This window comes from Massilia sp. P2_C2, from assembly GCF_056404615.1.
Genome location: NZ_JBFUDR010000034.1, coordinates 13,746 through 32,918, shown reverse-complemented (window position 1 = coordinate 32,918; position 19,173 = coordinate 13,746). Strand labels below are relative to the sequence as shown.

Annotated in this window: 16 protein-coding genes; 8 read left to right on the top strand and 8 right to left on the bottom strand. The window is 64.9% G+C overall.

The features are described 5' to 3' along the window. Positions 1–184: 184 nt before the first annotated feature. From AC1DYX_RS06515 to AC1DYX_RS06500, 4 genes are read right to left on the bottom strand one after another with little or no spacing between them, the layout of a single operon-like run. Positions 185–331: a hypothetical protein gene (locus tag AC1DYX_RS06515; RefSeq protein WP_477257484.1), complete on the bottom strand. Its 147-nt coding sequence runs from the start codon at positions 329–331 to the stop codon at positions 185–187. Beyond that, complete coding sequence (locus tag AC1DYX_RS06510; protein ID WP_477257482.1) at positions 328–1,308, bottom strand: quinone oxidoreductase family protein; 981 nt, start codon at positions 1,306–1,308, stop codon at positions 328–330. The genes AC1DYX_RS06515 and AC1DYX_RS06510 overlap by 4 nt, the downstream gene beginning before the upstream one ends. Before the next feature lie 25 nt (positions 1,309–1,333). Then, entirely contained in the window at positions 1,334–1,714 is a 381-nt protein-coding gene (locus AC1DYX_RS06505; RefSeq protein WP_477257480.1) for a methylglyoxal synthase, read from the bottom strand. Between the two features lie 23 nt (positions 1,715–1,737). Further along, positions 1,738–2,658 (bottom strand): DMT family transporter, encoded by a 921-nt coding sequence (locus AC1DYX_RS06500; protein ID WP_477257478.1) that lies wholly within the window; start codon positions 2,656–2,658, stop codon positions 1,738–1,740. A gap of 152 nt (positions 2,659–2,810) precedes the next feature. On the opposite strand from AC1DYX_RS06500, the gene AC1DYX_RS06495 reads away from it, so the two are divergent. The 4 genes from AC1DYX_RS06495 to AC1DYX_RS06480 all read left to right on the top strand — a co-directional run bounded on the left by AC1DYX_RS06495 (position 2,811) and on the right by AC1DYX_RS06480 (position 7,581). Next, positions 2,811–3,599, top strand: a complete 789-nt coding sequence (locus AC1DYX_RS06495) for a DUF2182 domain-containing protein (protein ID WP_477257476.1) — start codon at positions 2,811–2,813, stop codon at positions 3,597–3,599. A 102-nt stretch (positions 3,600–3,701) separates the two neighbouring features. Next, positions 3,702–4,427, top strand: coding sequence for a YebC/PmpR family DNA-binding transcriptional regulator (locus AC1DYX_RS06490; RefSeq protein ID WP_477257474.1), 726 nt, complete (start codon positions 3,702–3,704; stop codon positions 4,425–4,427). Positions 4,428–4,443: 16 nt separating this feature from the next. Then, positions 4,444–5,715, top strand: coding sequence for a phosphoribosylamine--glycine ligase (purD, locus tag AC1DYX_RS06485; RefSeq protein WP_477257472.1), 1,272 nt, complete (start codon positions 4,444–4,446; stop codon positions 5,713–5,715). Positions 5,716–5,850: 135 nt separating this feature from the next. Next, a complete protein-coding gene (locus AC1DYX_RS06480; protein ID WP_477257486.1) occupies positions 5,851–7,581 on the top strand; it encodes an alpha-L-fucosidase in 1,731 nt (576 codons plus the stop codon). A 122-nt stretch (positions 7,582–7,703) separates the two neighbouring features. Here the strand turns inward: AC1DYX_RS06480 and AC1DYX_RS06475 are convergent, their stop codons facing one another. The 4 genes from AC1DYX_RS06475 to AC1DYX_RS06460 form a co-directional block, all read right to left on the bottom strand. Then, positions 7,704–9,857 (bottom strand): exo-alpha-sialidase, encoded by a 2,154-nt coding sequence (locus AC1DYX_RS06475; RefSeq protein WP_477257470.1) that lies wholly within the window; start codon positions 9,855–9,857, stop codon positions 7,704–7,706. A gap of 136 nt (positions 9,858–9,993) precedes the next feature. Continuing rightward, positions 9,994–12,342 (bottom strand): WD40/YVTN/BNR-like repeat-containing protein, encoded by a 2,349-nt coding sequence (locus AC1DYX_RS06470; protein ID WP_477257468.1) that lies wholly within the window; start codon positions 12,340–12,342, stop codon positions 9,994–9,996. A 306-nt stretch (positions 12,343–12,648) separates the two neighbouring features. After that, complete coding sequence (locus AC1DYX_RS06465; protein WP_477257466.1) at positions 12,649–13,242, bottom strand: hypothetical protein; 594 nt, start codon at positions 13,240–13,242, stop codon at positions 12,649–12,651. 60 nt (positions 13,243–13,302) lie between these two features. After that, positions 13,303–15,654: a dockerin gene (locus AC1DYX_RS06460; RefSeq protein WP_477257464.1), complete on the bottom strand. Its 2,352-nt coding sequence runs from the start codon at positions 15,652–15,654 to the stop codon at positions 13,303–13,305. A 736-nt stretch (positions 15,655–16,390) separates the two neighbouring features. Here AC1DYX_RS06460 and hemF point away from each other — a divergent pair. The 4 genes from hemF to rlmH are packed head-to-tail and all read left to right on the top strand — an operon-like array spanning position 16,391 to position 19,169. Next, positions 16,391–17,302 (top strand): oxygen-dependent coproporphyrinogen oxidase, encoded by a 912-nt coding sequence (hemF, locus tag AC1DYX_RS06455; RefSeq protein ID WP_477257462.1) that lies wholly within the window; start codon positions 16,391–16,393, stop codon positions 17,300–17,302. Then, complete coding sequence (locus AC1DYX_RS06450) at positions 17,299–17,970, top strand: nicotinate-nucleotide adenylyltransferase (RefSeq protein WP_477257460.1); 672 nt, start codon at positions 17,299–17,301, stop codon at positions 17,968–17,970. Before hemF ends, AC1DYX_RS06450 begins: the two co-directional genes overlap by 4 nt. Next, positions 17,970–18,692: a ribosome silencing factor gene (gene rsfS, locus AC1DYX_RS06445; RefSeq protein ID WP_477257458.1), complete on the top strand. Its 723-nt coding sequence runs from the start codon at positions 17,970–17,972 to the stop codon at positions 18,690–18,692. The genes AC1DYX_RS06450 and rsfS overlap by 1 nt, the downstream gene beginning before the upstream one ends. Positions 18,693–18,698: 6 nt before the next feature. Next, positions 18,699–19,169: a 23S rRNA (pseudouridine(1915)-N(3))-methyltransferase RlmH gene (gene rlmH / locus AC1DYX_RS06440; protein WP_029757255.1), complete on the top strand. Its 471-nt coding sequence runs from the start codon at positions 18,699–18,701 to the stop codon at positions 19,167–19,169. The last annotated feature ends 4 nt before the right edge of the window (positions 19,170–19,173 follow it).

Sequence of the window (19,173 nt, the reverse complement as noted above, 5' to 3'; positions counted from 1 at the left end):
GGCATGGGCCTTGCAGCCCATACCCCGCCACTTTGCGGTGCCTTGGGCTACCGCTTGATGCATCACGCACCAACCAGGCAAAAAGCAGGAAAAAGAACAAAAAGCTTGACGGGTCAATACATATCAGGGTGGGCGATTGAGGCTGGGGGCCTCAATCGAAACGAGCCCACCAAACGCATCCGGTTCAGGACAAATACGCCTCGGACAGGAACGTAATCCCCACGATCAGCAGCACAGCCAGCATCAGCACCACCAGCAGCCGCCCGAAGCGCGGCGTCGTGGCCGGCTGTGGGTCCATCGGCGGTTCGTTATCGTCGCTAAATTCTCTCATGGCAGCAGGATCGTCTTGCCCGTCGTGCGGCGCCCTTCGAGGGCGATGTGCGCCTGGGCCGCATCGGCCAGGGGGAAGCGTTGGTGGATGTCGACGCCGATCTGGCCGCTCGACACCATCTGGAACAGGTCGCCCGCCATCGCCTCGCGCTGCGCGCGCGTGGCCGCATAGCTCTGCAATGTCGGACGCGTAATGTACAGCGAGCCGCGCGCCGACAACTCGTTCAGCGAGACCGGCGGCACCGGCCCCGACGCGTTGCCGAAGCTGACCATCAGGCCACGCGGCCGCAGGCAATCGAGCGAGCGCGTGAACGTGTCCTTGCCGACCGAATCGTAGACGACCGGGACCTTCTCGCCGTTCGTGATCTCCAGCACGCGCTGCACGATGTCCTCATCGTTGTAGTTGATGACATGCGCGGCCCCGTGCTGCCGCGCCAGCGCCGCCTTTTCGTTTGACCCCACCGTGCCGATGAGGTTCACGCCCAGCGCGCGCGCCCACTGGCAGGCGATCAGGCCGACGCCGCCGGCCGCCGCGTGGAACAGGATCGTGTCGCCCGGCTGCACGGCATAGGTCTGCTTGAGCAGGTATTGCACGGTCATGCCCTGCAGCAGCATCGCCGCGCCGGTCTCGAACGAAATATCGTCCGGCAGGCGCACGAGGACGTCGGCCGGCATCACGCGCAGCTGGCTGTAGGCGCCGTTCGGACGCGCCGCATAGGCCACGCGGTCGCCCGGCTTGACGTGCGTGACGCCCTCGCCCACCGCCTCGACGACGCCGGCCGCCTCCTGGCCGAGACCGCTCGGCAGGTCCAGCGGGTACACGCCCGAACGGAAATAGATGTCGATGAAATTCACGCCGATCGCGTGGTTGCGCACGCGCGCCTCGCCCGGGCCGGGATCGCCGACCTCGACGTCGACGTAGTCCAGCACCTCGGGGCCGCCGGTGCGCGTGAAGCGGATTGCCTTGGCCGTCGTCATGTCATCTCCCGGTCGGGTTGTCGGATCAGTCGGCCGTCGCCTGCAGTTGCGACAGCACGAGGTGGGCGCTCGCGACATTGGTCGCGCACGGGATATTGTGCACGTCGCAGGCGCGCACGAGGGCGTTGATGTCAGGTTCGTGCGGCTGCGGCGTCATCGGGTCGCGCAGGAAGATCACGCAGTCGATCTCGCCGTTGACGAGCTGGGCGCCGATCTGCAGGTCGCCGCCCACCGGGCCGGAGTGCATGCGCGTCACGTCCAGGCCCAGCTCGTTGATCAGCCGTCCGCCCGTGGTACCGGTGGCCGACAGCGTGCAGCCGCGCAGGAAGTCTACGTATTCGGCGGCGAGCGCGATCATGTCGTCTTTTTTCTTGTCGTGGGCGATCAGGGCGATGCGAGGTTTCATGTTCCGTTCCGTTAGAGTGTCAGTTAATTTTTCAGCGACAGCAGGTAGATCCCGCCCAGCACGAGGCCGGTTCCGGCCAGTTGCACGGTCGTGATCGGCTCCCCCAACAGGGCCCAGCCCAGGAACAGCGTCGACACCGGACCGATCATGCCGGCCTGCGAGGCTGTCGTCGCCCCGATGCGCTGGACCGCCGCCATCGTCATGAAGACAGGGAAGATGGTACAGAATATCCCATTCACGAGCGAGAGCCCGTAAACCTGCAGCGGCTGCACGAGCAGGCTGGCCGGCCGCAGCACGAAGAATTGTGCGATGCAGGCCACGCTCGACACGCACATCGCGTACGCCACGAGGCGCAGCGAACCGATGCGGCGCACCATCTCGCCCGTGCCCAGCAGATATGCGGCATAGCACGCGGCCGAGCCCAGCACCAGCAGCGATCCGGTGACGGTGTCGCCCGCGCCGCCGCGCAGGTCGTGCGCGAACACGAGCACGATGCCCGCATACGACAGCGCGAGCGCCAGCCACTGCCCGCGCGCGATGCGGCGCTTGAAGCCCAGCGCCGTGATCAGGAGGACGAAGGTCGGTGTGAGGAACAGGATCAGGCGCTCCAGGCCCACCGAGATGTATTGCAGGCCGAGGAAATCCAGGTAGCTCGACAGGTAGTAGCCGAGCAGGCCCAGCCCGGCGAGACGCCAGCGGTCGCGCACGGCGAGTGGTGGTTCGGTGTGCATCTTCCACAGGGCGACGGCGGCGAATACCGGAAACGAGAACAGCATCCTGAACGCGATCAATGTGACGGCGTCGATGTGGTAGCGGTACAGCAGTTTGGCGACAACGGCCTTCGTGGAAAACAGGATGGCACCGCCGATGGCGATCGCCAGGCCGCCCAGCATGGCCGGGCGTGGGGAGGACGCAACGGATGCGTCGCTTGCAATTTCACTCATCCGACGATTGTACGGGGATTCGGCTTCGCCGGCTGAGGACGCCCCCGAACGCGGCCAACCGTGCACGGTCAAACCCCCATCGACGCTCAACCGTTCGGGAGGCTATCCATGACACACCGTTTCATCCGTCCACCCTGCCCCGTCTGCGTGCGATGAACCGCGCCAGCGGCGTCGGCCGTCCCGGTGTCGACCGCACCGTCGTCCTCGCCCTGCTGGCGCTGCTCGCGGCGCTGTGCGGGGCCTGCCTGCTGCTCCTGCTGGTCCACGCGGGTCGGCTGGCGCCGCTGGGCATCGTCCCTGTAAGCCACGTCGTGGCCGCGCCGCGCCCCGGGGCCGATGTCGGCTTCCTGCTCACGCTGTGGACGCAATGGACGATCGTCATCGCCGCGATGATGCTGACGTCGGCCGCGCCCTCCGTGCTGCTGTACGCGCGCGTCAAGCGGCTCGTGCGCGAGCGCTGGGTGGTGCCGGCCACGTTCCTGTTCATGCTGGGCTACATGTTCGTGTGGACCTGTTGCGCCCTCGCCGCCACGCTGGCCGACTGGCAGCTGCACGACGCCGGCGCGCTCGACGAGGCGATGGCGATCTCGAATCCGACGGCCGGCGCGCTGGCCCTCGTCGCGGCCGGGGTCTACCAGTGGACGCCCGCCAAGCACGTCTGCCTGGACAACTGCCGCGCGCCGCTGGCGTTCGTCCTCACGCACTGGCGCCGCGGCATGTGGGGCGCGTTCCGCATGGGCGTCACGGATGCCCGCTACTGTACGGGCTGCTRCTGGCTGCTGCTGGCGCTCGTGCTGCCGGCCGGCGTCCTGAACCTGCCCGTGATCGCGGGCCTGATCGCGCTGATCCTGTCCGAAAAACTGCTGCCCGGCGGCCACGTGGTGGCGTGCGCGACGGGGCTTGGCCTGGTCGCGCTGGGCACCAAATTGTTGTTTCCCTGACAGTTTTTAGACAGGGGGCCTATGCTAAAATGTCGAGGATTATCATACCGGGGCCTCGCACATCGACATCCAGCGAGGTCCTCTGTCTAAGGAAGACTCGACATGGCTGGACACAGCAAATGGGCCAACATCAAGCACAAGAAAGCCGCGACTGACGCCAAGCGCGGCAAGATCTGGACCCGTCTGATCAAGGAAATCACCGTCGCGGCCCGCATGGGTGGCGGCGACGCCAACACCAACCCGCGCCTGCGCCTCGCCATCGAGAAGGCGGCGGACGCCAATATGCCGAAGGATAACGTCAACCGCGCCGTGCAGCGCGGCTCGGGCGGACTGGAAGGCGTCAACTACGAAGAAATCCGCTACGAAGGCTATGGCATCGGCGGCGCAGCCATCATCGTCGACTGCATGACCGACAACCGCGTGCGCACCGTGGCCGAAGTCCGCCACGCGTTCAGCAAGTTCGGCGGCAATATGGGCACCGAAGGTTCGGTCTCGTTCATGTTCAAGCACGTCGGCCAGTTCCTGTTCGCGCCGGGCGTCGAAGAAGACAAGCTGATGGAAGCGGCACTGGAAGCGGGCGCGGACGACGTGCTCGCCGACGACGAAGGCGGCTTCGAAGTGCTGTGCGACCCGAACGCCTTTGCCGGCGTCAAGGAAGCGCTGGAAAAAGCCGGCTTCAAGGCCGATTCCGCCGAAGTCATCATGAAGCCGGACACCGAGACGGTGTTCACCGGCGAAGACGCGGCCAGGATGCAGAAACTGCTCGACGCCCTGGAAAACCTGGACGACGTGCAGGAAGTCTACACCAACGCCGTGATCGAAGAATAAGCAGCGAAAGCAATCCATGAAAATCCTGGTAGTCGGCTCTGGCGGCCGTGAACATGCCCTGGCCTGGAAACTGGCCCAATCCGATCGCGTCCAGATGGTCTACGTCGCACCGGGCAACGGCGGCACCGCGCGCGATGCGCGTCTGGTCAACATCGACATCACCGATCCGGCCGCGCTGGCCGACTTCGTCGTCGCCGAGCACGTCGCCCTGACGCTCGTCGGCCCGGAGCAGCCGCTGGCGGCCGGTATCGTCAACCTGTTCCGCGCGCGCGGCCTGAAGGTCTTCGGCCCGACGAAGGAAGCGGCCCAGCTGGAAAGTTCGAAGGACTTCGCCAAGGCCTTCATGCACCGCCACGGCATCCCGACGGCGCAGTACCAGACGTTCACCGACGTCCAGCAAGCCCACGCCTACATCGACGCGCAGGGCGCGCCGATCGTCATCAAGGCCGACGGCCTCGCCGCCGGCAAGGGCGTCGTCGTCGCGATGACCCTGGAAGAAGCGCACCAGGCGGCCGACGACATGCTGTCGGGTAACCGCTTCGGCGACGCCGGCGCGCGCATCGTCATCGAAGAATTCCTGGCCGGCGAGGAAGCCAGCTTCATCGTCATGTGCGACGGCAGGAACGTCGTCGCCCTGGCCACGTCGCAGGACCACAAGCGCCTGAAGGACCACGACCAGGGCCCGAACACGGGCGGCATGGGTGCGTACTCCCCGGCGCCGGTCGTCACGCCGTCGATCCACGCCCGCGTGATGCGCGAGATCATCAACCCGACCATCCAGGGCATGGCCAAGGATGGCATTCCGTACAGCGGCTTCCTGTATGCGGGCCTGATGATCGATGCGGCCGGTGTGCCCAAGGTCATCGAATTCAATTGCCGCATGGGCGACCCGGAAACGCAGCCGATCATGACGCGCCTGAAGAGCGATTTCGTGACGGTGCTGGAACACGCCTGCAACGGTACGCTGGACAAGGTGGAACTGGAATGGGACCGCCGCACCGCGGTAGGCGTCGTGATGGCAGCGGCCGGTTATCCGGAGACTCCCGCCAAGGGCGACGTCATCGACGGCATCCCGGCAGATACCGCGGAATCCATCACCTTCCACGCCGGCACCCAGCTCGTGGCCGKCACGCTGCAGACGTCGGGCGGCCGCGTGCTGTGTGTCGTCGGCCTGGGCGACAGCGTCAGGATGGCGCAGAAGCAGGCCTACGAGACAGTCGAGAAGATCCACTTCAACGGCGCGCAGTACCGGCGCGACATCGGCTGGCGCGGTATCAAGCAGGCGTGATGGCGTAGCGCGTGTCGTAAAACAAAAACGGGACCAGGTGAAGGCCTTGTCCCGTTTTTGTTCTCATTAATTGTCTTAAATATATAGAATACAATCGATCGATCCCACTTGAATGGAGCGTTGACTTTGAAGCAAATGCCTCTCGCGCTGGCCAGCATCCTGCTCGCCGCCCTCCCCGCGCATGCTGCCCTGCCGGAGCTCGGTCCGATGCCGGCCTTGCCCGCCAAACAGGCGCCCGACAGCGTTGCCATGGGCGACGCGCAATCCGCTCCCGTCGTGAAACTCGACTTGCCCGTTACGGCCGGCCCATTCCAGCCGACCTGGGAATCGATCGCGCAACAGTATCCAGGCACGCCCGCTTGGTTGCGCGAGGCCAAGTTCGGCATCTGGGTCCACTTCGGTCCGCAGGCGGCCGGCATGAGCGGCGACTGGTACGCGCGCCGGATGTACGTTCCCGGCACGACGGCCTACGCCAACCACCTCAAGGACTATGGTCACCCCTCGCAGGTCGGCTACAAGGAGCTGTTGCGGGACTGGAATCCGCGCAAGCTCGACCCGGCCAGACTGACGGCGCTGTACAAGGAAGCCGGCGCGCGCTTCCTCCTCGTCCAGGGTGTACACCACGACAATTTCGATTTGTGGGATTCCCGTTACCAGCCGTGGAATTCCGTGCGTCTCGGTCCGAAGCGTGACCTGCTCGGCGAGTGGGCGGCGGCGGCCAAGGCGTCCGGCCTGCGCTATGGCGTCGCGTTCCACCATGAATATACGTGGTGGTGGTGGCAGACCGCCTTCGAAAGCGACCCGACCGGCGCGTACGCCGGCAAGCCGTACGACGGCGCATTGACCCTGGCCGACGGCAAGGGCAAGTGGTGGGAGGGACTCGATCCGCGCCTGCTCTATGGTCCGGACCTGCGCGAATACAAGGGCGTGACGGCGGCGGCGCACACGGACTGGAATACGCCCCCGGCGGGCATCTTCAGCCGCCACACGGCCTATGCCGAATGGTACGCGAAGCGCTGGGCGCTGCGCATGATGGATGTGGTGGAACGATACGACCCCGATTTCATCTATACCGACGGCACCAGCGACCAGCCTTTCAGCGGCAACGGGACCGGGACCGGGATGAAGTCCGACGCCATCCAGCGCGTGATGGCGGATTTCTACAATCGGACGCTGAAGAAGCGCGGCAAGGTCGACACGTTCAGCGTCATCAAATTCCATCCGAAATTCAACGGCACCGTCAGCACGGAAGAAGGCTCGATCCCTGCGGGCATCCGGAACGATGAGGCGTGGATCGCGGAAACGCCAGTGGGCGACTGGTACTACGGCCCCTGGTTCACCTACGATTCGGGCGCCGTGATCCGTTACCTGCTCGAACAGGTGGCGCGCGACGGCAACGTGGCGATCTGCATCTCGCCGCTGCCGGATGGATCGCTGGACGAAGGCAGCGTCCGCATGCTGAAGGWAGTCGGCGCATGGATGCGCGTGAACGGCGAGGGCATTTATGGCAGCAAGGCCTGGGTGAGGCTGGGCGAAGGCGAAAACGGCAAGCTGCGCACCCTGCCCGCCGGCAAGCTGGGACGGGAGCAGGCCGACTTCAAGTTCGGTCCCCACGATTTCCGCTTCACGGTCGGCCGCGACGGTTCGCTGTACGCGTTCGCCATGACGGTTCCCGCGCCTGGCGCTACGCTCAAGATCACGTCGCTCGGATCACGCGAGAACCTGCTGGGCAAACCGGTCACCTCGGTGTCGCTGGTCGGCCACGAGGGCGCGCCGATTACCTGGCGCCAGGAGGCCGATGGTCTGGTCATCACGACCCCACCCAAGATGCCGTTTGCGACTGCGGTTGCATTCAATATTCGCTAAGCGAAACTAAAAACCGCCACAACACCTTTCCGATGTCGTGGCGGCCTGGCACTGCCTGGTTGGTATCGATGAAACTACGGGCGGTGCCGCTGAAGCAGGGCTGCCGGCACCTGCCCCAGCGCTTATTGCGGACGGCCTGCCACCAGCCCCCGGCCCATCGTCTTCGAGTACACCACGCCGAAGGTGTTCATGTCGCCGAAGACGATCTCGCCATCCATACCGTATTGGTGGGCAGAGTCACTGAGCAGCATCCACGTGTTCCCGGTATCGGTGGAGCGGAACATGCCGCGCACCCCATTCACGATGCCCCAGATATAAATAGTGGGATACGTGGCGCCGGTGGCCGCCTTGCCGAAGCCGATGCCGCGGCATTCGGTCACGCTGTTGATCTTGCTGAACGACGAGCCGGAGTTGGTCGAGCGCATCAGGCCGTTACCGTACATCGGCAGCCAGATGTCTCCCTGGATACCGGGTGCCGTGCGCATGCGCGGATTGCCCCAGGCAGACAGGGTGGTGGCGACCCAGAAATTGACGCCGCCGTCATAGCTGACCCAGAACTTGCCGTTGGTATTGTCGTAGGYGTAGAACAGGTTGGAATTGCCCGAATCGCCGACGACGTAGGCATTGTTGATGTTCAGGTTGTTCACCGCGGTCCAGCTGTTGCCGTTGTTGACGGAACGGTAAGTAACCGTGGAATTCGACGGGCTATGCAACAGCACGCTGCCGTTGGCCGACAGCGCCACCTGACCATACCCGCCATTGATGCTGCCGGAGTTGAACCAGTTGACACCGCCGTTCAGCGACACCTGCACGCTGTTGCCGACGCGGGCCAGCACGGACGCATTGCCGCCGGCGATGGCCAGGCCATTAACGGTACCCATGTATGGCTGCAGGCGCTGGTTATAGCCCCAGGTGTTGTAGTGGCGGAAACCATCGACGTCGCCGACCGCCGTGATCACGGGACCGCCCGGCACGCTGACGGCACCCAGCACCACCGTTTCTTCCAGCCCGTTCACGTTGAACGTCCAGCCCGGTTGCGCGGCGCCCACGTTGGTGGACTTGAAGATGCCGTTGCCGGACGTAACCCAGGCGGTCTGGCCGTTGAACGGATCGAACACCGCCGTGCTGGCCCAGTGGATGCCCGCGTCGGCGATCCAGTCGACGCCGCCGGTGGACTTGGTGCCGGTGGCAACCAGGTCCGTCCAGCTGCCGCCGCCATTGGTGCTCAGGTAAATGCGGTCGCCTTGCGTGGGTTGGCCGTTGGTACCGTTCCACTGATTCCAGTAGAGGTTGATGGTCGACACGAGCACGCGGTTGGCATTGGAGGCATCGACGCTGACCCCGCTGAACGGCACATTCAGGTTGTTCGGGCTCACATTGGTCCAGCTGCCGTTGTTGACGTTGTACTTCATCACGGCGCCCTGGGTCATCGCCTGGTCCGCAATTTGATCCGCTGGAACGCCGCCCGGGCCGACGCCATTGCCGTAGGTGATGTAGAGGTTGCCCTGGCCGTCGAAGGCACCGCGCTGGGGCATCAGGTTGCCGGGTGCGCCGCTGATGGCGTAGAACGTCTGGCCCGCGTTGTCGCTGCGGTAGAGGCTCGGGCCGGTATAGCTGTAGCGCGACACGCCCACGATCAGGCGCTGCGCCACGCCATTGACCACGCTGGTCGGGTCGGGCAGGACGAGGTTGACGCCGTTGCCGTTCGGCGTGGTCGTCACATTGATGCCGTTCAGGCGGGTCCAGGTCGCGCCCGAGTCCGTGCTCTTGAACAGACCGTTATAGCGGGTGCCGGTGTACAGGATGTTGCTGGAGCCCGGATCGAAGGCCAGGCGCTCGCCGCTCTGGCGGCCGTAGCCGTTGCCGTGGGTCTTGAACAGGGACGTCACGTCGGTCACGGTCCAGCTCGCTCCATAATTGGTGGAGCGCATGATGGCGGTCTTGCCGTTGTTGTAGTAGCTGGTACCCGCCAGCGCCACGATATTGGCTGCGTTCTTCGGGTCCACCGCCATCGAGTCGATGCCCATCAGGCCCATGTCGTCCTGCGTGATCCAGTCCATCAGCGGCACCCACTTCGATGCCGAGTTGTCCCAACGGTAGACGCCGCCCACGTCGGTGCGGGCATACACGACCCCCGATTGGGTCTTGGCCGGGTAGATGCCGGTGACGAAGCCGCCTCCGCCCATGGGCACGTTGTTCCACGTATAGCCGGCGGAGTTCTGCGCCGACGCACTCGCTGCGCCCAGTGCTGCTGCCAGCATGAGCGTTGTTTTCATCCATTTCATTATTTTGATCTCCCAGGTCCTTCTTCTCCAATTGAATGCATTGCGCTAGGCGCGCGGGCGGACCGTGCCTGCCCTTCCCCTCCTTTCCTGATCCGCCGGCGCCACCGGGGCGCCGGCATTACCGACATCAATAGCTGAAGATCACGCCGCGGCCGTTGCCGCTGGCATACACGCGTCCGGCCACGACCTGGTCGGCCGCCAGGTTGCCGATGCCGGCGTACTGGTGCTTGTCGTCGTTGATCCGGCGCCAGGTGCTGCCGCCGTTATCCGAGCGATGCACGCCCCACACGCCGTTGACGATGCCGACGATGTAGACCGAGGACGAGTACGTCGCCCCGACGGGCGCCTTGCCCAGCGCGATGGAGGTCGCGCCATACACTTCCGGATACAGCCAGGTCGGGTTGTTGCCCCAGTCCTGGGTCGTCACGTTCAGGTTGGTCCAGGTCACGCCCGAGTCCGTCGAGTGGAGGACGTTGAAGCCGTCCGCCACCCAGATATCGCCTTCGGCATTCGGATTGACGGCGATCGACGACGACCAGAAGCTCGCCACGCGCGCGCCCGCGCCCACGAAGGTCGCGCTCTCGGTGAACGTGTGGCCGCCATCCGTCGAGTACCAGAAGTGCGACGTATCCGACCACTGGTTCCACCAGGCGCCGCCCGAGTTGAAGGCATAGACCTTGTTCGGGTTCTTGCGGTCGGCGACGACGCGGTAGCCGCGGTTGATGCCCACGCCAGGCAGGGCCGGCAGGTTCGTGTACGTCCAGGTCGCGCCATTGTCGGTCGTGTAGGCCGGCACCGAGTTGGACGGCGCCCAGACGGCCTTGCCCGGCGCAGTCACGGCGATGCTCGCTTCGCTCCCTTCCGCTGCCTGCTTCGTCACATCCGGATGTTCGCTCGCGAACCGCGTCCAGGTCACACCGGAGTTGGTCGAATAGATGCCGTGGATGCCCGATGGAATATAGCCCGGGACACCGATCGCCGCGATGTAGGCCGGATTCGACCAGGCCGTGTCGATGCCGACACCGTTGGCGAATACACCCTGCGGCTCGCGCGTGGCCTTCTTGAGCAGCTCGGTCTGCACGTGCACGCCGATGTCGCCCGATGCGTTCAACAGGGTGTATGAGGCGCCCTTGGGCGGCGTCATCAGGGCGAGCGTGGCGTTTTCTTCGATGCCGTTGTTGACCTGGTTCCAGGACGGGGTCGGCGACGATGCGTTCTTCGTTTCCCACAAACCGCCGCCGGTCACGTGCGTGATGTGGTCCGGATTGCCCGGATCGATTTCGACGTCGTCGATCCAGCCTGAGAAGCCCTCGTCAGGAGTGTGCGGCATCTGCGTCGCGATCTCGCGCCACGTCAGGCCGGCGTCGTCCGACATCTGGACGATCGGCAGGCCCTGCCAGTTACCCCAGGTATTCGAGATACCCAGCGCGATGCGGGTGGTCGGGCCGGAACCGGAGACGGACAGGCCGCCGATGCCCCAGTTCACCCATTGCTGCGGTTCGTAGCTCTTCAGCAGCGTCCAGTTGCTGCCGTCGAACTTGTACAGCCGGCACGGACCGCCGGCGCCCGGGCCGATGTCCTTGGTGAACGCCACGTAGATCATGCCGTCCTTGGCACGGACCATGTGCGGGATGTGGAAGCCCGTCTCCGGCAACTGTACGCCGGCCCAGGTCGCACCGCCGTCGGTCGACTTGACCATGCCCGAATCCAGGCCGGCCGCGCTGGCATAATCCGGCCCCACGGCCGCATAGATGGTCTGGGTGGCCGTGCCCGTGCCCTTGGTCGACGTGTCGAACAGCACACCTTCGATGCCGCCCATGGTGCGTCCCGGCAGGGAACCGATCTGGTCGCCGGGGTACTGGAACGACGACAGCGACGTCACCTGGTTCCAGGTCTGGCCGTAGTCCTCGCTCTTCCACAGGCCGGACGTGCGCGAACCGTAGTACAGGACCGACGACTTGTTCGGATCGACCATCAGGCGCTCGCCGATGGCGCGGCCCGGATCGTTGGCACCGGCGCGGAACGGCAGGTCGACGTGGGTCCAGTTGTCGCCGCGGTCCGTCGAGATGTACAGGCGGGCATTGCGGCCATCCCAGTCGTACAGGCCGGTGACCATGTACACGCGCTTGTCGTCGTTCGGGTCCAGGGCCATGCTCTCGCTGCCCATGTGGAAACCGTCCTTGACGCCGAGGCTGTCCGTGATCGCGATCCAGGTCGACGTCGCCGGATCCCAGCGATAGGCGCCGCCGATGTCCGTGCGCGCATATACCACGTTCGGGCTGGTCGGGTGATAGATCAGGCCGGGAATGTAGCCGCCGCCGCCATACTTGACGCTCGACCAACGGGTGCCCGTCACGTCGACGCTGCCGGTCGTGGCGGCAAAGGAAGGCGATTGCGTGGACGGGCTGCTGCCGCCACCGCAGGCTGCCAAGGTGCCGGCAACGAGGCAGGCAAGAGCGAGGGTTTGCTTCTTCATGCATGAACTCCCATAAGTTTTGCCATGCACCAACCCGCAGGCACGGCCGAAACCGGTCCGTTGGTGCGGAGGTACTGGGTTGAAGGAAAGCTGGGTGGCGTCGCCGCCATGGCGCGTTGCGCGCTACGGTCGTGGACGATGGGTCATCGTTTGATTCAAGGCGGTCTCCGATCGATGTTTTTTATGCAACGTTGAGCACAGCTTTGATGGGGAGCGGCCGACGGCGCGGCCGCATATGTCATTTATTTCCGAGCGGAAAATGACATGGGTGGGACATGGCGGGCACGCGGCCCGCCATGAACGGGATCAGCCGCGGCGACGACGCGCCAGGCCGCCGGCGGCCAGGCCGCCCAGCATCAGCGCCAAGGTGCCCGGCAGCGGCACGGCGCCGCTCGGCGGAGCTGCCGTCTCGACCACGTCGACGTTGTCGATCTGGTTGAAGGCGCCCGAGCTCAGGCGCAGTTCGGTGATGCCGGTCAGCGCGGTGGACCACGTCCCCATGTCCGAGATCGAGCCCAGCGAGATGCCATCGGCCGACACGTCGCTCAAGTCCATGTAGTAATCGAAGCTGTTCAGGTCGAACTTGCCGCCGCCGACGCGGGTCAGCGTGACAAAGGTATCCCAGCCGTTGTCGAGACCGTCGTGCCAGTTATACGTCTGCGGCTCGAACGTCCCGGTGCCGATGTTCGCCGCGCCGGCGTCCGCGCCCGGTGCGTTCAGGGTCAGCTGGAAGCCCGATTCCACATAGGTGAGGTTCGTGCCGTCGTAGGTCATGTTGCTGGCGAGCGGGAAGCCGTCGCCGTACATCATCTCGGTCAGGCCGTCGAAGGTCAGGACGGCGGCGCTGGCGCTGCCGGCAGCCAGGAAGGCGACGGCGGCGAGGATGGATTTGAATTTCATGAGAGTCTCCGAAAATAACCGATATTGCCGGCGCCGCGATGGGCGCCGGCCTTGCCATCATTAATAAGTGAAGAGCACGCCACGGCCTGCGCCGGCGGCATACACGCGTCCGGCCACGACCTGGTCAGCTGCCAGGTTGTCGATGCCGGCGTACTGGTGCTTGTCGTCGTTGATGCGCATCCAGGTATTGCCGCCGTTATCCGAACGGTACACGCCCCACACGTTGTTGATGATGCCGACGACGTAGATCGACGACGAGTACGTCGCACCGGCAGGCGCCTTGCCCAGCGCGATGGAGCTCGCGCCGTACACGTCCGGCCACTCCCAGGGCTGGTGGCTGCCCCAGTCCGCAGCCGTCACGTTCAGCTTGGTCCAGGTCACGCCCGAGTCCGTCGAGTGCAGGATGCTGTAACCGTCCACCACCCACAGATCGCCTTCGGTATTCGGATTGACCGCGATCGACGAGGAGTTGAAGTCCGTCACCTGCGCGCCCGCGCTCACGAATGACGTGCTGTCAGTGAACGTATGGCCGCCGTCCGTCGAATACCAGAGGTGCGCCGTGGCCGACCAGCGGTTCCACCATGCGCCGCCCGAGTCGAACGCGTAGACCTTGTTCGGGTTCTTGCGGTCGGCGACGATGCGGTAGGTGCGATCGATGCCGACGCCAGGCAGGGCCGGCAGGTTCGTGTACGTCCAGGTCGCGCCGTTGTCGGTCGTGTAGGCCGGACGCGCACCGCCCGGTGCCCAGATGACGTTGTTCGGCTTCGTCACGGCGATGCTGGACTTTTCGGTCTGGTTGGACGCGGCGTCCGGGTGGTTCGACGCGAATGCCGTCCACGTCACGCCGGAGTCGGTCGAGTAGGCGCCGAGCACGTTCGGGGTATTCCACTGCGGGCGGCCGATCGCGACCATGTAGGCCGGATTCGACCAGGCCATGTCGGCGCTGTAGCCGGAGCCGAACCAGTGGAGCGGGCCGCGCGTCGGCTTCTTCAGCAGTTCGGTCTGCACGTGCGTGCCGATGTCGCCCGAGCTGCGCAGCAACGTGTAGCTGGCGCCCTTCGGCGGCGTCATCAGGGCCAGCGTGGCCGTTTCCTCGAGGCCGGTCACGTCCCAGTTCCAGCTCGGCGTGGCGGCCGACGCGTTCTTCGTCTCCCAGATACCGCCGCCGTACACGTGCAGGATGTGGTCGGGGTTGTTCGGATCGATCTCGACGTCGTCGATCCAGCCGTCGAATCCTTCATTCTCGTTGTGCGGGGTCATCGACGCGATCTCGCGCCAGTTCAGGCCGGCGTCGTCGGAGATCTGGATGATCGGCTGGCCCTGCCAGTTGCCCCACGAGTTCGTGACGCCCAGGGCGATGCGGGTGGTCGGGCCGGAACCGGAGACCGAGAGGCCGCCCATGCCGAAGTTCACCCATTGCTGCGTATCGTAGCTCTTCAGCAGCGTCCAGTTGGTGCCGTCGAACTTGTACAGGCGTGCCGGACCGCCGGCGCCCGGGCCCATGTCGCGGGTGAACGCCATGTAGATCATGCCGTCCTTGGCGCGGACCATGTGCGGGATGTGGTAGCCCGAGACCGGCGTCTGCACGCCGGTCCAGGTCGCGCCGCCGTCGGTCGACTTGTACAGGTTGTAGTTCAGGCCGGCCGCGTTGGCGTAATCCGGCGCCACGGTCGTGTAGATGGTCTGCGTGGCCGAGCCCGAGCCCGTGCTCGACGTATCGAACAGCACGCCTTCGATACCGGCCAAGGCGCGTCCCGGTGCGGCCAGGGCCTGGTCGCGGGTGAACTGGAACGACGACAGCGACGTCACCTGGTTCCAGGTCTGGCCACGGTCCGCGCTCTTCCACAGGCCCGCCGCACGCGAGGCGTAGAACAGGATGGAAGGATTGTTCGGGTCGACCATCAGGCGCTCGCCAATCGCGCGGCCTGGGTCGTTCGAACCGACGACGAACGGCAGGTCGACGTGCGTCCAGTTGTCGCCGCGGTCCGTCGAGATGTACAGGCGGCCATTGTGGCCATCCCAGTCGTACAGGCCGGTGACGAGGTACACGCGCTTGTCGTCGGTCGGATCGAGGCCGACGCTCTCGGCGCCGTTGAAGAAGCCTTCCCGGATGCCGAAGCCGTCCGTGATCGCCACCCACGCCGAGGTCGCCGCATCCCAGCGGTAGACCCCGCCCATGTCGGTACGGGCGTACAGCACGTTCGGGCTGGTCGGGTGGAAGACCAGGCCCGGAACGTAGCCGCTGCCGCCATACTTGACGTTCTGCCACCGGGTGCCCGTCACCGGGACAGCGACGCTGCCCGTCGTGGCGGCAAAGGAAGGCGACTGCGAGGACGGGGTGCTGGTGCCGCCACCGCAGGCTGCCAACGTACCGGCAACGATGCAGGCAAGGGCGAGAGTTTGCTTCTTCATGCGTGAACTCCAAGAAATAAGATGGTTCGTGGTTCGCCGGTGCGACGGACGGGCCGCCGCTCGGTTCCGACGCGCACCGACCGGCACGGCGCACGTTTTGCTGCGATGCACCAGCCCACCGGGCACGGCGGAAGCCGGTCCGTTCGCGCGGGAGGTGCGAGGGTTGAAAGAAAGATGGGTGGCGTCGGCGCCGTGGCGCAATGCGCGCTACAGTCGTGGCCGATGGGTGATCGTTTGCTTCAAGATAGTCTCCAGTAGATATTGTGTTTTTTAGGGTTCCGACCCGGTCATCGAGGACCAGGACGCCGCCTTGGTAGCGAGCTGTGAAACCGTTTTCTTGAGACTAAGACTATTAGCAAAAAACGAGGATTTCTTGCATTGGGGTCATAAAACCTCGAAATATGCAGAAATTTTTATAGATTTACGCACGATAAATAGAGGCTGACGGAAAATGCAGCCGACAACGTGGCTGGAATGTGGTAATAATTTCCATGGAGCAACAGACCACATTTGCCGTGCGACACGCAGATTGCGCACGCACTGACAACGACGAAAAACCGGATTCTGCAAAAATTCTTAGATATTTATGCAGCATTTTTATCGGCGCGGCGCATTTACAACTGCCGGCTCGGGAAGATGGTGCAGGCAATGCACCAATGCTCGTAACGCCTTGTCTATCACCATCTTCCGCATCAGTGTACAATCCCCGTTTGCTTTTTTTCTCTCACATTTCCACATGACAACCCCGGACCCCGCCGCCGTGAAAGCCTGGCTGCTCGACCTGCAGGCACGCATCGTGCACGCGCTCGAAGGCGTCGACGGTAATGCGTTCCTGCGGGACACATGGGAGCGTGCCGAGGGTGGCGGTGGCGTGTCCCGCCTCATCGAGCAAGGGAATGTGATCGAACGCGGTGGCGTCAACTTCTCGCACGTGCGCGGCGCCAGCCTGCCGCCGTCGGCCATGGCCGCCCGGCCGGAACTGGCCGGACGCGCCTGGGAAGCGATGGGCGTGTCGCTCGTGCTGCACCCGCACAATCCGTACGTGCCCACCGTGCACATGAATGTGCGCTTCTTCGAAGCCACGGCGGAAGGCAAGGATCCAGTCTGGTGGTTCGGCGGCGGCATGGACCTGACGCCCTATTACGGAAACGAAGAGGACGCGCGCCATTTCCACCGGGTCTGCCATGACGCGCTGGCACCGTTCGGCGCCGACCTGCACCCGCGCTTCAAGCGCTGGTGCGACGATTACTTCTATATAAAACACCGCAAGGAAGCACGCGGCGTCGGCGGCATCTTCTTCGACGATTTCAACGAACTGGACTTCGACCTGTCGTACGCCATGGTGCAAAGCGTCGGCAATGCTTTTCTCGACGCCTACTTGCCGATCCTGCAACGCCGCAAAGACCAGCCCTACGGCGAACGCGAGCGCGATTTCCAGACCTACCGGCGCGGGCGCTATGTCGAGTTCAACCTCGTATGGGACCGCGGCACGCTGTTCGGCCTGCAATCGGGTGGACGTACGGAAGCAATCCTGATGTCGATGCCGCCGGTCGCCACCTGGCGCTACGACTGGCACCCGGAACCGGGCAGCCCGGAAGCGAAGCTGTACACCGACTTTCTTCCGCATCGGGACTGGCTCGCTCCGTGACGCGCTGTATCGCTTTACTGGGCGGCAGTTTCGACCCGGTGCATCATGGCCACGTCGCGCTGGCCGAACTGTTTACAAGCCTGCTCCGCCCGGACGAGCTGCGCGTGATGCCGGCGGGCCAGCCCTGGCAAAAAAAGGATGGCCTGGAAGCGGGCGACGCCGACCGCGTGGCCATGCTGAAACTGGCCTTCGCCGCCAGCTGCGCGCCGGTCGTGGTCGACACGCGCGAAATCGACCGCCAGGGCGCGACCTACACGGTCGAAACCCTGCGCGCGGTGCGCGCCGAGCTGGGCGCCGACGCCTCCATCGTATTCCTGATGGGTGCGGACCAGTTGCAGAAGCTGGACTCCTGGCGCGACTGGCGCGACTTGTTCGCGCTGGCCAATTTCGGCGTCGCCGCCCGGCCGGGCTACCGGCTCGACGATGCCGCGCTGTCGCCCGCCGTGGCGGCCGAGCTGGCGCAACGGCGCGCGTCGTTCGACGACGTGCGCGCGAGCCCGGCGGGCAGGGTCTGCATGGCGCATACGCTGGCCGTCGACATCTCGGCCACGAAGGTCCGCGCTGCGTTGCACGCAACGCCGCGTACCGACAAGGTGCCACACCTAAGCGCGCTCGTTGCGCCGCAAGTGCTAGACTATATTCAACAACATAACTTGTACAAGAACTAATGGATATCAAGAAACTGCAAACGGTCGTCGTCGACGCCCTCGAAGACGTCAAGGGCCAGGAAATCGTCCTGTTCGACACGACGCACCTGACCAGCCTGTTCGACCGCATCGCGGTCGTATCGGGCACGTCGAACCGCCAGACGAAGGCGCTGGCCGCCTCGGTGCGCGACAAGGTCAAGGAAGCAGGCGGCGACGTGGTCGGGCTGGAAGGCGAAGACACGGGCGAATGGGTGCTCGTCGACCTGGGCGACATGATCGTGCACATCATGCAGCCGGCCATCCGCCAGTACTACCGTCTGGAAGAAATCTGGGGCGAGAAGCCGGTGAAACTGGGCGCCGCCAAGCGCAAATCGACGTCCGAAGGCCAGGAAGCGGCCGCGCCGAAGTCGAAGTCGAAGCACCTCGCCGCCAACCAGGAACAGGAAGAAGCGAAACCGGTGCGCGAGCGCAAGCCGGCGGCCAGGAAAACCGCTGCCGGCGATGGCGCAGCCAAGCCGGCCGCACAGCGAGCTTCGACAGTGTCGAAGAAGAGCGCCGCGGCCCCTAAAATTCCGACCGGCGGCACCGTGAAGGTCGCCGTGTCGAAGACTGCCGCCGCGGAAGCGAAGGCTGCGAAAGCCGCCAAGGCGGCCGCACCGAAGCGCGCGCCGAAAGCCGCTGCCGCCGAAGGTGCCGCGCCGGCCAAGAAAGTCATCCGCCGCATCAAACAAGCCGACGAATAAGCTTCAATGCAGTTGATCATCGCCGCAGTCGGCCACAAGATGCCGGCCTGGATCGAAACCGGTTTCGCGGAGTACGTCAAGCGCATGCCGCCCGAGCTGCGCATCGTGCTGAAGGAAGTGAAACCGGTCGAGCGCTCCGGCAGCAAGACGGCGGCCACCGCGATGGCGCTCGAACGCGAGCGCATCGAAGCCGTGCTGCCGAAGGGCGTGCGTATCGTCGCGCTCGACGAGCGCGGCAAGGACCTGACCAGCGTCGGCCTGTCGCAGCAATTGGAGGCCTGGCAGCAGGACGGACGCGACGTGGCCTTCCTGATCGGCGGCGCCGACGGCCTCGATCCGGAACTCAAGGCGCGGGCCGATGGCCTGATCCGCATCTCCAGCATGACGCTGCCGCACGGTATCGTGCGCGTCATGCTGGCGGAACAGTTATATCGTGCCTGGTCGATTACCCAAAACCACCCCTACCATCGGGTATGAACCG